This is a genomic window from Rhizobium sp. BIGb0125 (assembly GCF_024810055.1).
Taxonomy (GTDB): Bacteria; Pseudomonadota; Alphaproteobacteria; order Rhizobiales; family Rhizobiaceae; genus Agrobacterium.
Map to the genome: position 1 here is coordinate 99524 of NZ_JANUDV010000001.1, position 21480 is coordinate 121003.

A 21480-nucleotide genomic window follows, 5' to 3' on the forward strand; every position below is an offset into this window, starting at 1 on the left:
ATGGGCGTCTGGATCGATACCGATATGGGCTTTGACGACATTGCCGCCGTTCTGGTGGTGATGCAGTCTGGCCTTAAAATCGACGGCGTATCGCTGGTCTTTGGCAATGCGCCACTCAAACAGGCCTGCCAGAATGCAGCAGGTGCGGTTGCGGCATTTGGCTGGGATTTTCCGATCCATAGTGGCCGCGAACTTCCGGTGCTTGGCCAGCTGGAAACTGCCGAGCGTATTCTCGGTGAAACGGGCATTCCGACGCTTGGCCGGACCCTGCCGGATGTTGGACCGCTGACCATTCCACGCGGTATGGCTTTTACCGCATTATGTGACTGGCTGGAAAATGGCGAAGGGGAAAAGCGTATTCTTGCGCTCGGCCCGCTCACCAATATTGCAGCGCTCTGTCTCGCACGGCCCGATCTTGCCGAGCGAATTACCGACCTGACATGGATGGGCGGCGGCGTTACCGCTGGCAATCACACGGCATCTGCCGAGTTCAATGCCTTTGCGGACCCCGAAGCCCTCTCGATTGTCATTTCCAGCCGCCTGCCATTCCACATGGTGGATCTTGACCTTTGCCGTAAGGTCACCGCGAGCCCTGAGGATGTTGATCCGGTGCGCAACGCCGGTGGGCGCAACGCGGAGATGATTGCCGATTTCCTCGGTGGTTTCATTCGTATCGCAACCAGCCGTGGTCGCTCCTCGATGGCGCTTTATGATCCGGTTGCTGCTGTGGCGTTTTGTTATCCTGAGCTTGTGACATGGCAAAAGGCACGTATTGACGTGGAGCTGCAGGGCACGTTCACGCGGGGACGTACGGTTCTCGAAGCGCGTCCCGGTCGCGCCGTGTTCAACGCCCGTTACGGCGCAGAGGTCAATGCTGAGCGTGCCCGCGACATCATTCTGAAAACCCTCGTTGTGGAGGGGGCGCGATGATGTCGGATTATCCGCAGCATGAGCCTGACGATTTGAACGTTGAGGCTCTGCGAAGCCGTGCCGTGGCGGCAGCCCGTGGCGACATGCCGTTTGATATTCTTATCAAGGGCGGCACACTCGTTGATATGGTGACGGAAGAGCTTCGGCCTGCCGATATCGGTCTTGTTGGTCCGCTGATTGCCAGTGTGCATGAGGCTGGCAGCCGGTCGGATGCCGAGCGGGTAATCGATGCCAGCGGTGCCTTCATCGCACCGGGCTTGATCGACACGCATATGCATATCGAAAGCTCCATGGTGACGCCGTCGGTTTATGCCGGTGCCGTTCTCAGTCGAGGCGTGACCAGCATCGTCTGGGACCCGCATGAATTCGGCAATGTGCATGGTGTCGATGGCGTGCGCTGGGCTGTTGAAGCGGTCAAAGGCCTCAATCTCAGAACTATCGTGCTTGCACCATCCTGCGTACCATCCGCTCCGGGTCTAGAGCAGGCTGGTGCGGATTTCGACGCCAGCGTTCTGTCGGAATTGTTGTTTTGGCCGGAAATTGGTGGCGTTGCGGAAATGATGAACATGCGCGGTGTCATCGATGGCGACCCGCGCATGAGCGCCATCATGCAGGAAGGTCTTGCCAGCGAAAAGCTGATCTGCGGCCATGCGCGCGGTCTTGCCGGTGCCGACCTCAATGCCTTCATGACGGCTGGCGTAACGTCTGACCACGAGCTGACCTCTGCCGAAGATCTGATGTCCAAGCTGCGGGCCGGTCTGACGATTGAGCTTCGCGGTTCGCATGATCACTTGCTGCCGGAATTTGTCGAAGCGTTGAACAAGCTGCGCCACCTGCCGCAAACCCTGACACTGTGCACCGACGATGTGTTTCCCGATGATCTGCTCAATGGCGGTGGACTGGATGATGTTGTGCGGCGGCTGGTTCGTTACGGTCTGCCAGCAGTCTGGGCGCTGAAGGCCGCGACATTAAACGCCGCCATGCGGCTTGGTCGCTCTGACCTTGGTCTGGTTGCCGCGGGAAGACGCGCTGATCTGGTGCTGTTTGAGGACCTGCAAAACTTTAGGGCACGCCATGTTTTTGCAGGCGGTGTACCCGTTGCCGAAAATGGTGTGATGTCTGTGGCTCTGTCGGCTGCCGATAGCAAACCACTGTTTGGCTCCGTGCATGTGGAAGAACTGTCGGCTGATGATTTCCGGGTGAAATCTGCCGGCAACAGAGTTCGTCTTGCAACGATTGATCGGCCGCGCTTTACCCAGTGGGGTGAAACGGAAGCCGACGTCGTTGATGGTTTTGTCGTGCCGCCACAGGGAACAACTATGATTTCGGTTGTTCATCGCCACGGCAAGGCGACTGCCAAACCCCGCACCGGTTTCCTTGTCGGGTGGGGAGAGTGGGACGGTGCATTTGCCACCACAGTTGCCCATGACAGCCACAACCTCACGGTATTTGGCGGCAATGTCGACGACATGGCGCTGGCTGCCAATGCGGTCATCAAGGCGGGCGGCGGCATGGCCGTTGCGTCGAAGGGTAAAGTGACGGCGCTGCTGCCGTTGCCATTGTCAGGATTGGTGTCTGAGGCGCCACTTGCCGAGGTATCTTCTGCCTTTGAACAGGTTCGCGAAGCTGTGGGCAATGTCGTTGAGTGGCAACCGCCTTATCTGGTGTTCAAGGCCTGCTTTGGTGCAACGCTTGCCTGCAATGTTGGTCCACATCAGACCGATATGGGCATTGCTGATGTCGTCACCGGGAAGGTCATGACAAGCCCTGTTCTGGCCGTTGTCGGTTAAGATATCAAACTTGTCCCCCCCCCCCCTTCGCTTAAGGCGGGGGTGACGTCCGTTGACCTTCAGGTTTCACTCGGCCAGCAATTCCTGCTCGACCAATGTCGACCAGAAGGCCACGCCTGAGGCGATGGCGTCATCATTGAAGTCATAGGATGTGTTGTGGTGCAGCGCGCCGTCCACGGCTGGACCATTGCCCAGCCAGACATAACAGCCCGGCACCTTGCCTGAGAAGAACGAGAAATCATCGCCGGCCGTTGACGGCGGGAAGCTGGTTTGTGTTTTTTGCCCAAACACAGTTTGCGCTGCCGACAAAGCCCGCTTTGTTGCGTCTGTATCATTCACAACAGGCGGAATGCGACGTTCAAATTCATAGGAAACCTCAATGCCGAACATGGCGGCGGTGCCATGTGCGAGGCGGCCGATTTCCTCCTCAAGCTGGTCTCGGACATGCGGTGTATACGCACGGGCCGTGCCGCCGATTTCAACGATATCCGGAATGACATTCAGAGCCTTTGGATTGCCAGCCTGTACGGAGCATGCGCTGACGACAGCTGGCTGCAAAGGATCAACCACCCGCCCAACAATGCTTTGCAACGAGGCAAGGAAACTGCCCGCCGCGGTGACCGGATCGCGGCCCAGATGCGGTTTTGCACCATGGGTCCCAACGCCTTTGAAGGTGATGCGCCAGCTGTCGGAGGAGGCGAGTTGTGGGCCTTCGACCACGGCCATTTCATCGGTTGCGAGGCCAGGCATGTTGTGAAGACCGTAGACCGCGTCACACGGAAACAGGTCAAAGAAACCGTCTTCCAGCATTTTGCGCGCACCGCCACGACCTTCTTCGGCTGGCTGAAAAATGAAATGGACCGTGCCGGAAAAATTGCGGGTTTCGGCGAGATAACGTGCAGCACCCAACAGCATGGTGGTGTGCCCGTCATGGCCGCAGGCATGCATTTTTCCGGCGACGGTCGACTTGTACGGCCGCTCTGCCACTTCCGGCATGGCAAGCGCATCCATGTCGGCACGCAGGCCGATGGTTCTGGTGCCGTTGCCAATCTGCAGCGTGCCGACAACGCCGGTCTTGCCCAAGCCGCGATGGATTTTTACGCCTGCTTCTTCCAGCAGTTTTGCAACGATATCGCTCGTGCGCTCTTCTTCAAAACCAAGCTCGGGGTGGGCATGCAAGTCCCGGCGCAGTGCAGTCAGAAACGGCACGTCTTTTGATATTCTGTCCTGCATGGGCATTGGGGTATTCCTGCTGGTAAATGGAACCGGAAACGAGCGGCGGTTCCTGTCTGTCGAAATGTCCGCCAAGCTTATAGTCCGTAGCGGCTGGAAACAAATCAGAATTGGTTCCGCGGCGCTAATTATCCGAAAACCGCGTACACTTTTTGATCTGATGCTTTATAAGCGCGGCAATCAGTGACATGAACAGCAACCTCTGAATTGACTGACCTTTTCCAGCACTCAGAGCAAGGTACCCGATATGCTCCCTCACGAATTCTGGCAGGAAATCCACGCAGCTGGCAGTTTTGATGTTTCCGGTCCCCATGACGGATTTTATCCGGCAAGTCTTGAAGATGGTCGGCAGATTTGCCTGCCAATTCGTCCGCTTGCCGATGGCCAGCATGCGCTTGCGTCGCTGATCGTCAATCAGGCCAGTTTTACGGTGCTGGATGCGCTGGCGGAAAACCTTGCCGCGAAGCTTAGAGCCTATGATCCCGATGTGATTGTTGGTTTGCCGACACTGGGACTGACCCTTGCCTCGGAAGTTGCCCGTAAGCTTGGCCACACACGGTATGTGCCGCTCGGGACATCGCGCAAGTTCTGGTACCTGGATGAATTGTCGGTGCCGCTTTCCTCCATCACCACACCGGACCAGCAGAAACGCCTCTATATAGACCCTCGTATGTTGCCCCTCATGGAGGGGAAAAGAATAGCGCTTGTTGACGATGTGATCTCCAGCGGAACATCGATTATTGCCGGTTTGTCGCTGCTTGCAGCGCGTGGATTGGCTCCTGTGGTGATTGGTGCGGCCATGCTGCAATCCGACCGTTGGCGTGACCGGGTTTCCGCCTCGGATCCGGATTGGCAGGCAAAGGTTTGTGGCGTCTTTCACACGCCTGTTCTCGGCAAAACGCAAGACGGCTGGATGGCGTAATCTGGCCGCTTAGAGGAACTGGTGAAAAAAGCGTCGTGATGAAAAATCCGGCTTGCACTCTTTGAGGATATGTTCTTAGCTTTGAATACGACAGATATTCGAGCCTTTGGAGGTAGCCTCCTGTGAAGGCTGCTCGCGCGGTGACATTCCGGCATCTGCCAGACAAAACGGCCATTATGGCCGCCCGCCCAAACCGTATCGGACATTCCTGCATGCAATTGATTTTTGATGGTCACAATGATGTTTTGCTTCGCTTGTGGCACAACAGCAAAACCGGCGCGGATCCCGTTGCCGAGTTTATGAAAGGCACCAAAGAGGGGCACATGGATGCGACTCGCTGCAAGGCAGGTGGTGTGGCTGGTGGGCTTTGTGCCATCTATATTCCCTCGGGTGATCTGGTCCTGAAAGAGCCGGATGAAAACGGTCACTACGAGACGCCTTTGGCTGCACCGCTGGAGCGGTCCCCCTCTCTCGATATTGCGCTTGAGAAAGCAGCGATTGCCCTGAAGCTCGACCATGCCGGTGCCTGGAGACTGTGCCGCAGCACCGCCGACATTCGCAAGGCGATGGCGGATGGCGTGTTTGCTGCTGTCATGCATATGGAAGGCTGCGAGGCGATCGGGGCTGATCTCGATGCGTTGGAGGTGTTTTATGCGGCGGGCCTGCGCTCTCTCGGTCCGGTTTGGAGCCGTCACAACATTTTCGGTCATGGTGTTCCATTCGCCTATCCAATGACGACGGATACCGGACCCGGCTTGACCGATACCGGTTTTGAACTGGTGCGTGCGTGCAACCGCCTGGGTATCCTGATCGATCTTTCGCACATCACCGAAAAAGGCTTCTGGGATGTGGCAAAGACCAGCGACCAGCCATTGATTGCCAGCCACTCCAATGCGCATGCATTGACGCCGGTCGCCCGCAACCTGACCGACAAGCAGATGGATGCAATCAAGGAAAGCAAGGGACTTGCGGGCCTCAACTATGCCGTGACCATGCTGCGTGCCGATGGTCGCAATGACGGCAACACGCCAATTTCCGACATGATCCGCCATATCGATTACATGGTGGAGCGCATGGGAATTGATTGTGTGGCGCTTGGTTCCGATTTCGATGGCGCAACTATTCCGGCAGAAATTTCCGATGCGAGTGGCAATCATATTCTGGTTGCCGCGCTTCAAAACGCGGGATACGGTGAAGAAGATATAGCTAAAATATGCCGGGAAAACTGGCTGAGGGTTCTGGCTCAAGCGTGGCATGAGCCAGTGAAAGGTTGAGTGCAGTCGTACTCACAGAAAAGGGGAAACTATGATTAAGTCGTTCAATAAAAACATGCGTATTCTCAGCACCAGTGCTGTGCTCGCCCTGTCGGTTGCATTTGCACCGCAGGTGTTTGCTGCAACACCGGCGGACACGCTGGTCGAAGGGTTCGCAATCGACGACATTATTTCGCTCGATCCGGGTGAGGCGTTCGAGCTGTCGGCTGCGGAAGTGACCGGTAACACCTATAGCAAGCTGGTCACCATCAATATTGACGATACGTCCAAGGTGATTGGCGATCTGGCCGATAGCTGGACGATCTCTGACGATGGCATGACCTATACGTTCAAGCTGAAGTCGGGCCTGAAGTTTGCTTCCGGCAATCCGATTACGGCTGCTGACGTTGCGTTCTCGTTTGAGCGTGCAGTCAAGCTTGATAAATCCCCTGCATTCCTGCTGACGCAGTTCGGCCTGACTGGCGATAACGTCACTGAAAAGGCGAAGGCTTCAGACGATGCAACCTTTGTCCTGACAGTCGACAAGGCCTATGCACCGAGCTTCGTTCTCAACGTGCTGACGTCCACTGTCGCGTCCGTTGTCGACAAGAAGCTGATCGAGGAAAAGGCAAAGGCCGTTACTCCGACCGCTGAATACAAATATGAAACAGATTTCGGCAACGAGTTCCTGAAGACCGGTTACGCCGGTTCCGGCCCGTACAAGATCCTTGGCTGGAAGGCTAACGAAGCCGTTATTCTGGAAGCCAACACCAACTACTACGGTGAAGCACCAAAGCTGAAGCGCGTCGTTTACCGTCACATGAAGGAAAGCTCCGGCCAGCGTCTGGCGCTGGAAAATGGTGACATCGACGTTGCGCGTAACCTTGAGCCGGGCGACATGGAAGCCGTTTCCAAGAAGGAAGGCCTTTCGGTTACCTCTGCACCAAAAGGCACCGTCTATTACTTCAGCCTCAACCAGAAAAACGAGAACCTGAAGAAGCCTGAAGTTATCGAGGCCTTCAAATACCTCGTTGATTACGACGCGATTGGCGAAACCCTGATCAAGGGTATCGGCGAAATCCACCAGACATTCTTGCCAAAGGGCCAGTTGGGTGCACTCGACGAGAACCCATACAAGCTGGACGTTGCCAAGGCCAAGGAACTGCTGGCAAAGGCCGGTCTTGCTGATGGCTTCACTGTCACCATGGATGTTCGCAACACGCAGCCGGTAACCGGCATTGCCGAAAGCGTACAGCAGACACTTGCGCAGGCTGGTATCAAGCTGGAAATCATTCCAGGTGACGGCAAGCAGACACTGACCAAGTATCGTGCACGCACGCACGACATCTACATCGGCCAGTGGGGCTCGGACTATTTCGACCCGAACTCCAATGCTGAAACCTTCACCATCAACTACGACAACTCCGACGAAGGCAAGAACAAGACACTTGCCTGGCGCAACGCCTGGGACGTGCCTGAGCTGACGAAGGAAACACAGTCTGCGCTTCTGGAAAAAGACAATGCCAAGCGTGCGGCAATTTACGAAGACCTTCAGAAGAAGGTTCTTGAAGCTGGCCCGTTTGTCGTGATCTTCCAGCAGACAGAAGTTGCCGGTTATTCCGCCAAACTGAAGGGTTTCAAGCTTGGTCCAAGCTTTGACACCAACTTCGTTTTCCCGATCTCCAAGGATTGATCCGTAAGGGATCACGCTTTTGAGCATCGTGGATTCAAAACCAAAGGCAAGGCGCGGCAAAAGCCGCGCCAACGCACGCCTTAAAGCCGTTCTCGGCTTCGCCCTTACCGTCATCACGACCTTCTTGGGTCTGCTGGCGGTAACCTTTTTTATCGGTCGTGTTGTGCCTATCGATCCGGCTTTGGCCATCGTGGGAGACCGTGCACCGGCGCATGTTGTGGAACGGGTGCGTGAGCAACTCGGTCTCAATCTGCCTTTGTGGCATCAATTCATCATTTACATCCGGCAGGCACTGTCGGGTGATTTCGGCATTTCCGTTCTCACGACCAACCCGGTCATGCAGGACATCAAGCGCGTTTTCCCCGCCACCATGGAGCTTGCCACGATTGGTACGCTGATCGGTGCGGTGTTTGGCATTCCGCTTGGAGTATTGGCGGCTGTCAAACGCGGCAGCTTTATCGACCAGATCGTTCGCATCATTGGACTTGTTGGTTATTCCGTGCCGATCTTCTGGCTTGGACTTCTGGCTCTTCTGGTATTTTATGCGCAGCTGAACTGGGTTGCCTATCCCGGGCGTATTGATATCGTTTACGAATTTACGTTCACGCCCATTACCGGCTTTTATCTGTTCGATGCCGCATGGCAGGGGCAATGGGATGTTTTGTGGGACCTGTTCCGTCACATCATTCTGCCGTCCGGTCTGCTTGGCTATTTCTCTCTTGCCTATATCAGCCGCATGACGCGCAGCTTCATGCTGAATGAACTGGCACAGGAATATGTCGTGGCAGCTCGTGCCAAAGGTCTTTCCGAGGCCCGCATCATCTGGTTCCACGCACTGCGCAATGCTGCCGTGCCGCTGATGACGGTGATTGCATTGTCCTATGCCGGATTGCTGGAAGGCTCGGTGCTGACGGAAACAATCTTCGCATGGCCCGGTCTTGGGCTGTATATTACCAATTCGCTTCAGAATGCGGACATGAATGCCGTGCTGGGTGGTACCATCGTTGTGGGTGCCGTCTTCGTCGGTATCAACCTGTTGTCCGACCTGCTGTACCGCACACTCGATCCGAGGACGCGCAGCCGATGAATACACTGACTACACTTAAACCCTATAGCCGTGAATGGCTGCTGTCAGACCGTCCAACCTCGCGCAAGCAGGCACGGCTTGGTCGTGCCTATATTATCTGGCGCCGGTTTTCTGAAAACCGGCTGGCGCTTGCTGGTCTCGGTATTATTCTTGCTCTTATTCTGGTGGCCATTTTTGCCGATGTGCTGGCGCCGCACTCACCGGTACAGGGCGATTTGCGCAATGCGCGCCTTATGCCACCAGGCACGGCAGGGTACTGGCTTGGCACTGACGATCAGGGACGCGATATCCTGTCGCGTCTTATCCACGGTTCGCGGCTGACGCTGTTTGTCGTTGGACTGGTGGCGATCATTGCAGCACCCGTCGGACTGATCATCGGTACGGTTTCCGGTTATGCCGGTGGCTGGGTCGATGCGGTTCTGATGCGCATTACCGATATCTTTCTGGCATTTCCAAAGCTGGTTCTGGCGCTTGCGCTGGTTGCGGCTCTCGGACCGGGAATTGAAAATGCGGTTCTGGCGATTGCGCTGACCTCATGGCCTCCCTACGCGCGTATTGCCCGTGCAGAGACCATGACCTTCCGCAATTCGGACTTCATCGCTGCTGTGCAGTTGATGGGTGCCTCACCGCTTCGCATCGTCCTGAAACACGTCATGCCGCTGTGCATGTCGTCGCTGATCGTGCGTGTGACGCTGGATATGGCTGGCATCATCCTGACGGCTGCCGGTCTCGGTTTTCTCGGCCTTGGCGCACAGCCGCCGCTGCCTGAATGGGGTGCGATGATCGCGTCCGGGCGTCGCTTCATCCTTGACCAGTGGTGGGTTGCCGCCATGCCGGGTATCGCCATTCTCGTCGTCAGCCTTGGCTTCAACCTGCTGGGTGATGGTTTGCGTGATGCGCTTGACCCGAAGGAGGCTGGACAATGACGCCGCTTTTGACGGTTGAAAACCTGCGCGTGACCTTCCCGACACGAACGGGTGAGGTGCAAGCCGTGCGCGGCGTGTCGTTTACGCTTGGCAAGGAACGTCTGGGCATCGTGGGTGAATCCGGTTCCGGCAAATCGCAGACGGGCAGGGCCATTATGGGCCTGACACCGGGGCACGCGAAAATCGAGGCAGACCGTCTCGAGTTTGCGGGCGAGGATTTGCTTGGGATGTCTGCCGGCAGAAGGCGGGCGCTGCGTGGCAAGCGTGTTGCCATGATCCTGCAGGACCCGAAATATTCGCTCAATCCTGTCATGACGATTGGTCGCCAGATTGTCGAAACGCTGAAAACACATGAGCGCATCGGATCTTCCGAGGCACGCAAGCGGGCCTTGGACATGCTGGAAGCGGTACAGATCCGTGACCCGGAACGTGTGTTCAATCTTTATCCGCATGAAGTCTCAGGCGGCATGGGCCAGCGCGTCATGATTGCCATGATGCTGGTCTGCGGGCCAGAACTGCTGATTGCCGATGAACCGACTTCGGCGCTTGATGTGACGGTGCAGTTGGAGGTGCTTGGCATTCTCGACAAGCTTGTGACCGAGCGTGGCATGGGGCTGATTTTTGTGTCCCATGATTTGCGACTGGTGTCGTCCTTCTGTGACCGGGTTATCGTGATGTATGCAGGGCGGGTGGTTGAAGAACTGCCTTCCGCAGACCTAGCGTCGGCCAAGCACCCCTACACACAGGGGCTTTTGAAATGTCTTCCGCAGATCGGTGATGATCGTCATCCCCTGCCGGTTCTGGAACGTAAACCGGAGTGGGCGCTATGACGGCTGTACTTTCTGTTCGTGACATGGTTGTCGCCTTTGATGATTTCGTGGCGCTTGATCAGGTCAGTGTTGATGTGGCGCAGGGCGAATCCTTCGGCATCGTGGGTGAATCCGGCTCTGGTAAATCCACGCTGTTGCGTGCGATTGCCGGGCTTGCCTCTTTTGAGGAGGGCAGCCTTTCGGTTGCCGGACGCTCGTACAAGGGCAAAAAGCGCGACAAGAGCTTTTACCGCGACGTGCAGATGGTGTTTCAGGATCCCTATGGTTCCTTGCATCCGCGCCAGACGGTGGATGCCCTGCTGTTGGAGCCGCTTGTCATTCACGGTATGGATAACCGCGAGCAGCGTATATCGCGTGCGCTCGATGAGGTTGGTCTCGGTGCGGGTTTCCGCTTCCGTTATTCGCATCAGCTTTCAGGTGGCCAGCGTCAACGTATTGCCATTGCCCGCGCGTTGATCGTGGAGCCAAAAATCCTGCTGCTGGATGAGCCGACGTCTGCTCTCGATGCTTCCATTCAGGCTGAAATCCTCAACCTTCTGGAAACGGCACGAAAGAAGCGCAAGCTGACCTTCGTCATGGTCAGCCACGACCTTGGTGTCATCAGCCATATGTGCGAACGCTTGGCGGTGATGAAAAGCGGCAAGGTTGTGGAGATGCTGGCTGCAAAGGCGCTGGAAACCCGCGAGTTTTCTGCCGATTACACACACAAGCTGCTTGTTGCGAGCGAAGGTTTCCGCCGTAACTGAGCAAGACGTCTGTCTCTCGATCCATCTCATTCCTGTGCGTGTCAGGAATGAGATGTTTTCGCGTGACATTATCTCCCCTATGCTCCGCCCGTTTTAGAAGGATTTCTGCCGGATGAACCTGCGTGCATTGCTGTATTTCGACGAACTGGTGCGCACCAACTCGATGCGTGCGGCAGCGGAAAACCTCAACGTTGCGCCAACCGCCATCAGCCGCCAGATTGAAAATCTCGAAGAGTATTTCGGAACACAACTCGTGGAACGATCCAGCCGGGGCGTGACGCTGACGGCTGCCGGCGAATTTCTGGCCGCACGGGCAGGCAAGACCCTGCGTGAACTCGATCAGGTCCATCAGCTGATCGATGACCTGAAGGGACTAGAGCGTGGACAGGTAACGATCTATGCCAATGGCGCGGCGGTTTCGAGCCTGCTTGCACCGGTTCTTGCCCAGTTCAGCCGGACCTATCCCAAACTGCGTTTCGAAGTGCGGATCACCAGCGCCCGTCAGGCCATCGATGCGCTTGTGTCCGCGCAGGCCGATATTGCCATCACGCTGTTTGCGCCAAAGACCGCCGAGGTCAAAATTCGCGCCCATCGCGAAGTCGCCTATGACGTCATTCTCCCAGCAGGCCATGCTCTTGCCGGTAAAGATGGCTTATCACTCGCAGACCTTGCGATCCTGCCATTGGCGCTTCCGGAAAAGAATTTTGCGGCACGACAGGCCTTTGATGCCCTGTTTGACGAAGCCGGGATTTCCTGCGAACCGGTTGTTACGGCAAGCTCACTCGAAATTCTGAAAGAGCTCGTCCTGGACGAAACCGCCATAACGGTGTTGCCGGCCATGGCGGTGAAACGTGAAATCAAGTCCGGGCAAATGGTGGCCATTCCCCTTATTGGGACCAAGGGCGTTCGCACCCATGTCGAGCTTTGTGTCGCGCCGGACCGGGAGCTGTCCTTTGCCGCTTCAACGCTTGCCGATTTCATTGAACACTACATGCAGCAATCTGTTTCAGAATAGGTGGTTGATTTTTACCCCTAACTTCGTGTAGCGATTTCGGCAACGCGACGAACACAAAATGGTTGCTCTCTTTTGCAAATGTGCGGCCAGTGCGTTTTTCGCAGTTGCCGCCCAACGGGGGATGATGATGCGCAGATATTTTTCTCAGCCGGTACAGCTGACGCGGCGCGTTGCGCTTGGCATTGCTTTCAGTGGTGCGCTGGCACTGTCCTTTGTTCCTGCATCCGTGCTGGCTGCACCCAAGTCCACGCTTGTTCTTGGCATGGGCATAGAACCAGCAGGGCTTGATCCGACCATTGCCGCACCTGTCGCGATCGGTCAGGTGACATGGCAGAATATTTTTGAAGGTCTGGTCCGCATCGACCACGACGGCAAAATCCAGCCGCAGCTGGCGGAAAGCTGGACGGTGTCTGATGATGGCAAGACCTACACATTCAAGCTGCACAGCGGTGTAAGCTTCCATGATGGTGAAGCGTTCGATTCCTCTGTCGCCAAGTTTGCGCTGGACCGGGCGCGTGGCGATGCATCGGTTAACCCGCAAAAACGGTTCTTTACCTCGATTGATACGATCGACACGCCTGATGCCACCACTCTCGTCATCAAACTGAAGCAACCCGCTGGCAGCCTGCTGTACTGGCTGGGTTGGCCAGCATCGGTGATGGTTGCTCCGAAATCTGCCGAGAACAACAAGACCATCCCCGTCGGTACCGGACCATTCAAATTCGTGAATTGGGCCAAGGGCGACAAGGTCGAATTGGCTCGTAACGATGCCTATTGGGATAGCTCCGCATCGATCCAGCTTGAAAAGGCGACTTTCCGCTTCATTACCGACCCGCAAGCGCAGGCCGCAGCCCTCAAGGCTGGTGATGTTGATGCGTTTCCGGAATTTGGTGCACCGGAACTGATGCATTCCTTTGATGGCGACAAGCGTCTGGTGACCGTCATCGGCAACACCGAACTGAAGGTTGTTGCCGGAATGAACAATACCCGCAAGCCTTTTGACGACAAGCGGGTTCGCCAGGCCCTGATGATGGCCGTGGACCGCTCGGCCGTTATCGAAGGTGCATGGTCTGGTTATGGTACTGCGATTGGCAGCCACTACACGCCCAATGACCGCGCCTATGTCGATATGACCGGGACATATCCTTATGACCCTGAAAAGGCGAAGGCACTGTTGGCTGAAGCCGGGTACGCCAATGGCCTGACGTTTACGATCAAGGCGCCACAGATGGCCTATTCCCAGCGTACATCGCAAGTCCTTCAGGCGATGTTTGCGGAAATTGGCGTAACGATGAATATCGAAACGACGGAGTTTCCGGCCAAATGGGTTTCCGATGTGCTGAAGGGTGCAGACTACGACATGACCATTGTCGCGCATGCCGAGCCGATGGACATCGATATCTACTCACGGGATCCCTACTACTTCAATTATCGCAACCCGGCCTTCAATGAGATCATCCGCAATGTCGAGATGACGCCTGACATTGCCCAGCAGGATGCGCTCTACGAAGACGCACAGGAAATTCTGGCGAAGGATGTGCCAGCGCTGTTCCTGTTCGTGATGCCAAAACTGGGCGTCTGGGACGGGAAACTAAAGGGATTATGGGAAAACGAACCTATTCCGTCTAACGTCCTGACCGACGTTCATTGGGAAGAGTAACCCTTGGGTTTACAGGTTGAGAGACGTGGTGTGCCCGGCGTGTTGTGGAAGGTATTATGCTGAAACTCGTCGGTCGCCGTTTTCTCAATCTGATGCTGACTCTGGCTATAGTGTCCGTGCTGATCTTTTTTGTGATGGGGCTGCTGCCGGGTGATCCGGCGGCCATCATGCTTGGCACCTCGGCCAGTCCGGAAACACTTGCGGCCCTTCAACAACAGCTCGGCTTGGACCAGCCTTTGCCACTGCGCTATCTGCACTGGCTGGCCGGTGTTTTACAGGGCGATCTCGGGCAGTCCATCACCTATGGCGTGCCGGTGACGGGTCTTGTTCTGGAACGGCTGAAGGTCACAGTGCCACTGGCGTTGATGGCTATTGTGCTGTCCATCGCCATTGCCTTGCCACTCGGTGTGCATGCGGCCAGAAACCGCAACAGTACGTTTGATGTGGTGGCTGGCATGTTCTCTTATGTCAGCATAGCAGTGCCCGGTTTCTGGGTTGGGCTGTTGCTGATCATTCTGTTTTCAACATTGCTGGGCTGGATGCCCGCCGGTGGTTTTCCCGGCTGGCAGGCTGGCATTGCTGCCAGTTTGCAGGCGCTTGTCATGCCAGCGGTTGCACTGGCGCTTTCACAGGCCGGTGTGCTGACACGGGTCAGCCGGTCGGCCGTGCTGGAAGTGCTCAATGAGGATTATGTCCGCACGGCGCGCGCCAAGGGTTTAAGCGAGGCTGCCACCATCTGGCGCCACGCAGTGCCCAACGCGCTGGTTCCTGTGGTGACGATGATCGGATTGCAGTTCACATTCCTGATTGCCGGAACTGTGCTGGTCGAGAATGTTTTCAACCTGCCGGGATTGGGCAGGCTTGCCTATCAGGCCCTGACACAGCGTGATATCATTGTCATGCAAAGCGTGATCATGTTTTTCTGCGCTCTGGTTATCATCATGAATTTCCTTGTCGATCTGGCTTATCTCTTCCTCGACCCTCGCTTGAGAGAGCAGGTGTCATGACGATATCCGCCATACGTCGCCCGATCTTCATGAGCGGTTTGGTCATAACCATGCTGTTGCTGGCCATGGCCGTGTTGTCGCTATTCTGGACGCCGTATTCGCCCACGAAAATGCAGATCGCCAACAAGCTCAAGGCACCGCTGGAGCAGGGGTTGCTTGGCACGGATCATTTCGGGCGTGACGTTCTGTCGATGCTGATGGTGGGCGCTTGGAACTCACTTTCGATCTCGCTGATTGCCGTGGCGCTCGGTGCCAGTGTTGGCAGCCTGATCGGTGTTGTGGTGGCCGCCAAACGAGGCGTGACAGAAAACGTCGTCATGCGCCTGTGCGATATCATCTTTGCTTTACCGCCCATCCTTTCGGCGATGATGCTTGGCGCATTTATCGGTGCCGGACGTTTCACGGCCATCGTCGCGATTGCCGTGTTCATGGTGCCGGTGTTTGCGCGATTGACGCTGGGCTCAGCGCTTCAAATCTGGACGCGTGATTATGTTACCGCAGCCATTGCCATGGGGCGCAGTCGTCTGCAGATCACGCGGACACATATTCTGCCGAATATTGCCCATATCATTACTGTGCAGATTACTATCCAACTTGGTCTAGCCATTCTCACCGAAACGGGTCTGAGTTTCCTTGGTCTTGGCATGCCACCACCAACCCCAACCTGGGGGCGTATGCTGTCGGACGCACAAACCTATCTCGGTGTGGCCCCATGGCTTGCCATCATGCCGGGTATTGCCATTGCGCTTGCCGTGCTTGGTTTCAATATGTTGGGAGATGGTTTGCGAGACTTGCTGGATCCTCGCTCGCGCTCAACCTGAAATCGGCGCCCTGACGATAGTAGCGACATTTATCTATGTGTTTTTGCTTTAATTTTCGAATTGACGTCTGTTGTTCAGGATGGCCGTCTTTGCCACTGTCAATTTGGCCGTTAATGCGTGGTGCAACATGATTTTCAGGCGTATCCTGACAGGCACTGTTTGACAGCGGCCGGCAAATAATGGCAGCAAAACAGGGCGGGATTCTTGAGAAAGGCGCTGTTGAATGGCAAAGCGGTCCGAGACTGGCAGTCGTCTGGATGATGCAGCACGTGCTGGCTGGCTCTATTATGTTGCTGGACGTACGCAGGATGAAATAGCTGCTGCCATGAGCATTTCGCGCCAGACCGCGCAGCGTCTCGTGTCGCTGGCAGTGGCTGAGCGTCTCATTAAAGTCCGGCTGGATCATCCCATCGCTGCATGCCTTGAAAAGGCAGAAGCCCTGCGTCAGAAATTCGACCTTCGATATATTGAGGTGGTACCGAGCGACCCCGAGGGGATTTCGAGCACGGTCGGTATTGGCGAGGCCGCAGCGGCAGAGATCGAGCGATGGTTGAAACGGCCAGACCCTATCGTGCTTGCGGTGGGTACCGGCCGCACGCTGAAAGCGGCAGTGGATCAATTGCCGCCGATGGAGTGCCCGCAGCACCGGATCGTTTCGTTGACCGGTAATATCGGACCAGATGGCTCCGCCGCCTATTACAACGTCATCTTCAGCATGGCCGATGCCATCAAGGCGCGCCACTTTCCAATGCCGCTGCCGGTGTTGTGTTCTTCGCCCGAGGAGCGCGAACTGCTGCATGATCAACCGCTTGTCCGCTCGACCCTGGCGTTGGGCACAGCCGCTGACGTGACCTTCGTCGGTGTTGGCGAAATGGGTGAGAACGCGCCTCTGTGTCTGGACGGTTTCCTTGGTGTTGACGAGATGAGGGCACTTGTTGCTCAGGGTGCAGCCGGGGAAATCTGTGGCTGGATGTATGATGAGAATGGCCACATCCTCGACAACGTCGTTAACCAGCGCGTCGCGAGTGTGCCGCTTCCGTCTCGCGACACTTCTGTCGTTATTGGCATCGCGCAGGGACAACGCAAATTACTGCCCATGCTGGCCGCTTTGCGGGGACGTTTGCTCAATGGTTTGATTACCGACGAACGTGCTGCCGAATATTTGCTCTCTCACTGAGCAAAAAATAATTATTCCTTTTCATGTCGTTAATCGCCGGTCGGATCAATGTGACAGGTCGGGGCTTGACTTTATCTTGCCTTAAGTGAGTAATTGCCCTGGAGCAAAGCGAATGCTCAATTTTCTTCTGGGAGGAAGATATGACATTGAAAACAATTTTGCTGGGCGCATGCTCGGCGCTCGCCTTTGCGGGCCTGGCTTCGGCTGAAACCCTCACCATCGCAACCGTCAACAATGGCGACATGATCCGTATGCAGGGTCTGACGGAAGACTTCACGTCCAAGAACCCGGATATCCAGCTTGAGTGGGTCACGCTTGAAGAAAACGTTCTTCGTGAACGCGTCACCACGGACATTGCCACAAAGGGCGGTCAGTATGACGTCCTGACAATTGGCAACTACGAAGTTCCAATCTGGGCCAAGCAGGGCTGGCTTCTTCCTCTTGAGAAGCTGGGCGATAACTACGACGTTGATGACCTTCTGCCTGCTATCCGCGGTGGTCTGTCGGTTGAGGGCAAACTTTACGCGGCGCCGTTCTATGGCGAATCCGCGATGATCATGTACCGCAAGGACCTGTTCGAAAAAGCTGGTCTGAAGATGCCGGAAAACCCGACATGGGAATTCATTGGCGATGCTGCACGCAAGATTACCGATCGTTCTGCAGACATCAACGGCATGTGCCTTCGCGGCAAGGCTGGCTGGGGTGAGAACATGGCGTTCATCACTGCTCTTGCCAATTCTTACGGTGGTCGCTGGTTCGATGAAAACTGGAAACCGCAGTTCGATCAGCCTGAGTGGAAAAATGCCCTTCAGTTCTACGTAGACCTGATGAAGGATGCCGGTCCTTCCGGTGCCTCCTCCAACGGCTTCAACGAAAACCTGACATTGTTCCAGCAGGGCAAATGCGGCATGTGGATTGATGCCACGGTTGCTGCCTCCTTCGTGTCCAACCCGAAGGATTCTACCGTTGCTGACAAGGTCGGCTATGCGCTGTTCCCAACGCAGGGTGAATTGAAGAACCACGGCAACTGGTTGTGGTCCTGGAACCTTGCCATTCCTGCCAGCTCGCAGAAGTCGGAAGCTGCCGAAAAATTCATTTCGTGGGCAACAAGCAAGGATTACACCGCGCTTGTAGCCGCTAAGGAAGGCTGGTCAAACGTTCCTCCGGGTACACGCACCTCGCTCTATAAGAACGAAGAATACAAGAAGGCGGCTCCATTTGCCGAGCCGACCCTTGCAGCGATGGATGCGGCTGACATAACCAAACCAACGGTGAAGCCAGTGCCGTACACAGGTGGCCAGTTCGTGGCTATTCCTGAGTTCCAGGCACTCGGTACAACGGTTGGCCAGCTTTTCTCTGCTGTGGTTGCCGGTCAGTCCAGCGTTGATGACGCCCTTGCCGGCGCGCAGTCCACCGCCACGCGCGAAATGACCCGCTCCGGTTACATCAAGTAATCCTCCTGAAGACCACTGTCCGGCACCTGGTGCCGGGCAGTGGGATGCACTGACTTCTTGAGTTGGTCGGGCATGGGCCTGCGTTGACACCCATTCAAAACAAGAAAATGCCAGACGTTGTTTGCTGATCAAACAAGGAACGTCATTGGGAGGGAGCCGCATCGATGGCTACGCAAAATACAAAAAATCTGGCGCGCGTGATGATGGCGCCCTCCGTTTTGCTGCTGCTGGTCTGGATGATCGTGCCGCTGGCAATGACGCTCTGGTTCTCTTTCCAGAACTATAACCTGCTGAACCCGGCCAATGTCAGTTTCGCAGGTCTGTTCAATTACAAATTCTTCTACACCGATCCGGCGTTTTTTCAGTCGATCTGGAACACGCTGGTGATTGTTGGTGGCGTGCTGCTGATCACCGTCATCGGTGGCATCGCCATTGCACTGTTGCTCGACCAGCCGATTTTCGGTCAGGGCATCGTGCGTATTATGATTATCTCGCCGTTTTTCGTCATGCCGCCGGTCGCCGCGCTGATCTGGAAAAACATGATCATGCATCCCGGTTATGGGGTGCTGGCGGACTTGAACAGGTTATTCGGGTTTCAACCGATCGACTGGTTTTCACAGTTTCCATTGCTATCAATTGTTATCATCGTCGCGTGGCAGTGGTTGCCTTTCGCAACGCTCATTCTGTTGACGGCCATGCAATCGCTTGACGGTGAACAGAAGGAAGCGGCCGAAATGGACGGTGCCAACTTCATAAACAGGTTTATTTATCTGGTGCTGCCGCATCTGGCGCGCGCAATTACCGTCGTCATCCTTATCCAGACGATCTTCCTGCTTGGCGTCTATGCGGAAATCCTTGTCACGACCAATGGCGGCCCGGGCTACGCTTCGACCAATCTCGCCTTCCTCATCTACCGCACAGCTTTGCTGGGCTACGATGTAGGCGGAGCTTCCGCTGGCGGTATCATCGCCGTTGTACTGGCCAATGTGGTTGCCATCTTCTTGATGCGCGCCGTTGGCAAGAACCTGGACCGATAGGAGGCTTTGTCATGGCTCGCCAAATTACCAAAGGAAGAAAAATCGGTCTGACAATTGCTGCTTGGGCTGTTGCGTTGATTATCTTTTTCCCCATTCTCTACGCATTCATCACCAGCATAAAGACCGAGCCGGAAGCGATTGCCGGGTTCAGCCTCTGGCCATCGGGAACGTTTGAAAACTATGTCACCGTCAACACGCAGCGGGACTATTTTAAGCCGTTCATGAACTCGGTCATCCTGTCGGTTGGCTCAACCATCCTGGCGCTGATCGTTGCCATTCCGGCGGCTTGGGCGATGGCATTTTCGCCGACCAAGCGCACCAAGGATATTCTGATGTGGATGCTTTCCACGAAGATGATGCCTGCTGTTGCTGTGCTGGTGCCGATCTATCTGATGTTCCGTGATGCCGGTCTGCTGGATTCCCGCATCGGTCTGACTGTCATGCTGATGCTCATCAACCTGCCGATCGTGGTGTGGATGCTTTACACCTACTTCCGTGAAATTCCGGGTGAAATTCTCGAAGCGGCTAGAATGGATGGCGCGTCACTCTGGAATGAAATCGTGCATGTGCTGACACCGATGGCGGTGCCGGGTATCGCATCTACGCTTCTGCTGAATGTCATCCTGGCATGGAACGAGTCCTTCTGGACCATCCGTCTGACGACCACGAATGCAGCTCCGCTGACGGCGTTCATCGCGTCTTTCTCCAGCCCTCAGGGTCTATTCTGGGCAAAGCTTTCGGCAGCATCCATGATGGCGATTGCACCAATCCTCGTTCTTGGCTGGTTTTCCCAGAAGCAACTCGTTCGCGGCCTCACCTTCGGCGCGGTCAAATAAGGATAAAAACAATGGGCAGCATTTCTCTCAGAAAAGTTTCGAAAGCCTTTGGTGAGGCCAAGGTTATTCCTTCCATCGATCTCGATATCAACGATGGTGAGTTCGTGGTGTTCGTCGGACCGTCCGGTTGTGGCAAGTCCACGCTGCTGCGCCTGATTGCCGGACTGGAAGATGTGACCGGTGGCCAGATCATTATCGATGGCAAGGACGTCACCGAAACGGCGCCGGCCGAGCGCGGTCTTGCCATGGTGTTTCAGTCCTATGCGCTTTATCCGCATATGAGTGTGCGCAACAATATCGGCTTTCCGTTGAAAATGGCCAAGATGGACAAGGCGGCCATCGACAAGAAGGTCACCGATGCGGCTGGTATCCTCAATCTGACCGACTATCTGGAGCGTCGGCCTTCGCAGCTTTCCGGTGGCCAGCGCCAGCGTGTGGCGATTGGTCGTGCGATTGTGCGCGAGCCATCGGCGTTCCTGTTTGACGAACCTCTTTCCAACCTGGACGCGGCGTTGCGCGGCACCATGCGTCTGGAAATTTCGCAGCTGCATAACACGCTGAAAACAACGATGATTTACGTCACGCACGATCAGGTGGAAGCCATGACCATGGCGGACAAGATCGTGGTGCTTAACCGCGGTAACATCGAGCAGGTTGGTTCTCCGATGGAGCTTTACCGTTCTCCTGCCAACCTGTTCGTGGCAGGTTTTATCGGTTCACCACGCATGAACCTATTCAAGGGTGCTTACGCCCAATCGAAGAATGCGGCGACCGTCGGCGTGCGGCCTGAGCACATTTCACTGTCGCATGAAAGCGGCGTCTGGAAGGGCAAGGTCGTGGTGGCGGAACATCTGGGCTCAGACACGTTCCTGCACCTTGATGTTGAAGGCATTGGCAGCATCACGGCACGTGCTGGCGGCGAATTCCAATGCAAACACGGCGACACGGTTTTCCTGACGCCGGATGAAGGCAAACTGCATCGTTTCGACGAGCGGGGTATCGCCATTGCCTGAGCTTGGCTCAGGCTCCTGGCATCACGAATAATGTTTCCTATCGAGGATAG

General features: G+C 55.8%; 19 protein-coding genes. 18 read left to right on the forward strand and 1 reads right to left on the reverse strand.

Annotation, left to right across the window (positions count from 1 at the left end; genetic code table 11):
• Together M2418_RS00445 and M2418_RS00450 are read left to right on the forward strand one after the other, a co-directional pair.
• Positions 1-930 (forward strand): nucleoside hydrolase, encoded by a 930-nt coding sequence (locus tag M2418_RS00445; protein ID WP_259142361.1) that lies wholly within the window; start codon positions 1-3, stop codon positions 928-930.
• Positions 927-2720 (forward strand): adenine deaminase, encoded by a 1794-nt coding sequence (locus M2418_RS00450; protein ID WP_405049355.1) that lies wholly within the window; start codon positions 927-929, stop codon positions 2718-2720. Before M2418_RS00445 ends, M2418_RS00450 begins: the two co-directional genes overlap by 4 nt.
• A gap of 66 nt (positions 2721-2786) precedes the next feature.
• Here M2418_RS00450 and M2418_RS00455 read toward each other — a convergent pair whose 3' ends face one another.
• Complete coding sequence (locus M2418_RS00455) at positions 2787-3959, reverse strand: M20 aminoacylase family protein (RefSeq protein ID WP_259142363.1); 1173 nt, start codon at positions 3957-3959, stop codon at positions 2787-2789.
• A 241-nt stretch (positions 3960-4200) separates the two neighbouring features.
• Between M2418_RS00455 and M2418_RS00460 the strand changes: the two genes are divergently transcribed.
• The 16 genes from M2418_RS00460 (at position 4201) to M2418_RS00535 (ending at position 21430) form a co-directional block, all read left to right on the forward strand.
• Entirely contained in the window at positions 4201-4875 is a 675-nt protein-coding gene (locus M2418_RS00460) for a phosphoribosyltransferase (protein WP_259142365.1), read from the forward strand.
• Between the two features lie 212 nt (positions 4876-5087).
• Positions 5088-6149: a dipeptidase gene (locus M2418_RS00465; RefSeq protein WP_259142368.1), complete on the forward strand. Its 1062-nt coding sequence runs from the start codon at positions 5088-5090 to the stop codon at positions 6147-6149.
• Between the two features lie 31 nt (positions 6150-6180).
• The gene (locus M2418_RS00470) at positions 6181-7821 is read left to right on the forward strand and encodes an ABC transporter substrate-binding protein (RefSeq protein WP_259142371.1); all 1641 of its coding nucleotides are present in this window, start codon (positions 6181-6183) and stop codon (positions 7819-7821) included.
• A gap of 28 nt (positions 7822-7849) precedes the next feature.
• Positions 7850-8908: an ABC transporter permease gene (locus M2418_RS00475; protein ID WP_405049369.1), complete on the forward strand. Its 1059-nt coding sequence runs from the start codon at positions 7850-7852 to the stop codon at positions 8906-8908.
• Positions 8905-9834, forward strand: coding sequence for an ABC transporter permease (locus M2418_RS00480; protein ID WP_259142388.1), 930 nt, complete (start codon positions 8905-8907; stop codon positions 9832-9834). Before M2418_RS00475 ends, M2418_RS00480 begins: the two co-directional genes overlap by 4 nt.
• Positions 9831-10664 carry an ABC transporter ATP-binding protein gene (locus M2418_RS00485; protein WP_259142391.1) on the forward strand — a complete coding sequence of 278 codons (834 nt, stop codon included), beginning with the start codon at positions 9831-9833 and terminating at the stop codon, positions 10662-10664. Before M2418_RS00480 ends, M2418_RS00485 begins: the two co-directional genes overlap by 4 nt.
• Positions 10661-11410 (forward strand): ABC transporter ATP-binding protein, encoded by a 750-nt coding sequence (locus M2418_RS00490; RefSeq protein ID WP_259142392.1) that lies wholly within the window; start codon positions 10661-10663, stop codon positions 11408-11410. The genes M2418_RS00485 and M2418_RS00490 overlap by 4 nt, the downstream gene beginning before the upstream one ends.
• A 112-nt stretch (positions 11411-11522) precedes the next feature.
• On the forward strand, positions 11523-12425 hold the full coding sequence (locus tag M2418_RS00495; protein WP_259142393.1) for a LysR family transcriptional regulator: 903 nt from the start codon (positions 11523-11525) through the stop codon (positions 12423-12425).
• A 124-nt stretch (positions 12426-12549) separates the two neighbouring features.
• On the forward strand, positions 12550-14085 hold the full coding sequence (locus M2418_RS00500; RefSeq protein ID WP_405049356.1) for an ABC transporter substrate-binding protein: 1536 nt from the start codon (positions 12550-12552) through the stop codon (positions 14083-14085).
• A 56-nt stretch (positions 14086-14141) separates the two neighbouring features.
• On the forward strand, positions 14142-15092 hold the full coding sequence (locus tag M2418_RS00505) for an ABC transporter permease (protein WP_259142402.1): 951 nt from the start codon (positions 14142-14144) through the stop codon (positions 15090-15092).
• Complete coding sequence (locus tag M2418_RS00510; RefSeq protein ID WP_259142405.1) at positions 15089-15913, forward strand: ABC transporter permease; 825 nt, start codon at positions 15089-15091, stop codon at positions 15911-15913. Before M2418_RS00505 ends, M2418_RS00510 begins: the two co-directional genes overlap by 4 nt.
• A 223-nt stretch (positions 15914-16136) precedes the next feature.
• Complete coding sequence (locus tag M2418_RS00515; RefSeq protein ID WP_250982289.1) at positions 16137-17090, forward strand: sugar-binding transcriptional regulator; 954 nt, start codon at positions 16137-16139, stop codon at positions 17088-17090.
• A 140-nt stretch (positions 17091-17230) separates the two neighbouring features.
• The gene (locus M2418_RS00520; RefSeq protein ID WP_250982288.1) at positions 17231-18544 is read left to right on the forward strand and encodes a sugar ABC transporter substrate-binding protein; all 1314 of its coding nucleotides are present in this window, start codon (positions 17231-17233) and stop codon (positions 18542-18544) included.
• 164 nt (positions 18545-18708) lie between these two features.
• A complete protein-coding gene (locus tag M2418_RS00525) occupies positions 18709-19581 on the forward strand; it encodes a carbohydrate ABC transporter permease (RefSeq protein WP_192488007.1) in 873 nt (290 codons plus the stop codon).
• An 11-nt stretch (positions 19582-19592) separates the two neighbouring features.
• Positions 19593-20417, forward strand: coding sequence for a carbohydrate ABC transporter permease (locus M2418_RS00530; RefSeq protein WP_192488008.1), 825 nt, complete (start codon positions 19593-19595; stop codon positions 20415-20417).
• Positions 20418-20428: 11 nt separating this feature from the next.
• Entirely contained in the window at positions 20429-21430 is a 1002-nt protein-coding gene (locus tag M2418_RS00535; protein ID WP_250982287.1) for an ABC transporter ATP-binding protein, read from the forward strand.
• Positions 21431-21480 lie beyond the last annotated feature (50 nt).

Coding starts and splice junctions, on each gene's coding strand:
- M2418_RS00445 (WP_259142361.1), top strand. CDS start 1: ATGGGCGTCTGGATCGATACCGATATGGGCTTTGACGACATTGCCGCC.
- M2418_RS00450 (WP_405049355.1), top strand. CDS start 927: ATGATGTCGGATTATCCGCAGCATGAGCCTGACGATTTGAACGTTGAG.
- M2418_RS00455 (WP_259142363.1), bottom strand. CDS start 3,959: ATGCCCATGCAGGACAGAATATCAAAAGACGTGCCGTTTCTGACTGCA.
- M2418_RS00460 (WP_259142365.1), top strand. CDS start 4,201: ATGCTCCCTCACGAATTCTGGCAGGAAATCCACGCAGCTGGCAGTTTT.
- M2418_RS00465 (WP_259142368.1), top strand. CDS start 5,088: ATGCAATTGATTTTTGATGGTCACAATGATGTTTTGCTTCGCTTGTGG.
- M2418_RS00470 (WP_259142371.1), top strand. CDS start 6,181: ATGATTAAGTCGTTCAATAAAAACATGCGTATTCTCAGCACCAGTGCT.
- M2418_RS00480 (WP_259142388.1), top strand. CDS start 8,905: ATGAATACACTGACTACACTTAAACCCTATAGCCGTGAATGGCTGCTG.
- M2418_RS00485 (WP_259142391.1), top strand. CDS start 9,831: ATGACGCCGCTTTTGACGGTTGAAAACCTGCGCGTGACCTTCCCGACA.
- M2418_RS00490 (WP_259142392.1), top strand. CDS start 10,661: ATGACGGCTGTACTTTCTGTTCGTGACATGGTTGTCGCCTTTGATGAT.
- M2418_RS00495 (WP_259142393.1), top strand. CDS start 11,523: ATGAACCTGCGTGCATTGCTGTATTTCGACGAACTGGTGCGCACCAAC.
- M2418_RS00500 (WP_405049356.1), top strand. CDS start 12,550: ATGATGCGCAGATATTTTTCTCAGCCGGTACAGCTGACGCGGCGCGTT.
- M2418_RS00505 (WP_259142402.1), top strand. CDS start 14,142: ATGCTGAAACTCGTCGGTCGCCGTTTTCTCAATCTGATGCTGACTCTG.
- M2418_RS00510 (WP_259142405.1), top strand. CDS start 15,089: ATGACGATATCCGCCATACGTCGCCCGATCTTCATGAGCGGTTTGGTC.
- M2418_RS00515 (WP_250982289.1), top strand. CDS start 16,137: ATGGCAAAGCGGTCCGAGACTGGCAGTCGTCTGGATGATGCAGCACGT.
- M2418_RS00520 (WP_250982288.1), top strand. CDS start 17,231: ATGACATTGAAAACAATTTTGCTGGGCGCATGCTCGGCGCTCGCCTTT.
- M2418_RS00525 (WP_192488007.1), top strand. CDS start 18,709: ATGGCTACGCAAAATACAAAAAATCTGGCGCGCGTGATGATGGCGCCC.
- M2418_RS00530 (WP_192488008.1), top strand. CDS start 19,593: ATGGCTCGCCAAATTACCAAAGGAAGAAAAATCGGTCTGACAATTGCT.
- M2418_RS00535 (WP_250982287.1), top strand. CDS start 20,429: ATGGGCAGCATTTCTCTCAGAAAAGTTTCGAAAGCCTTTGGTGAGGCC.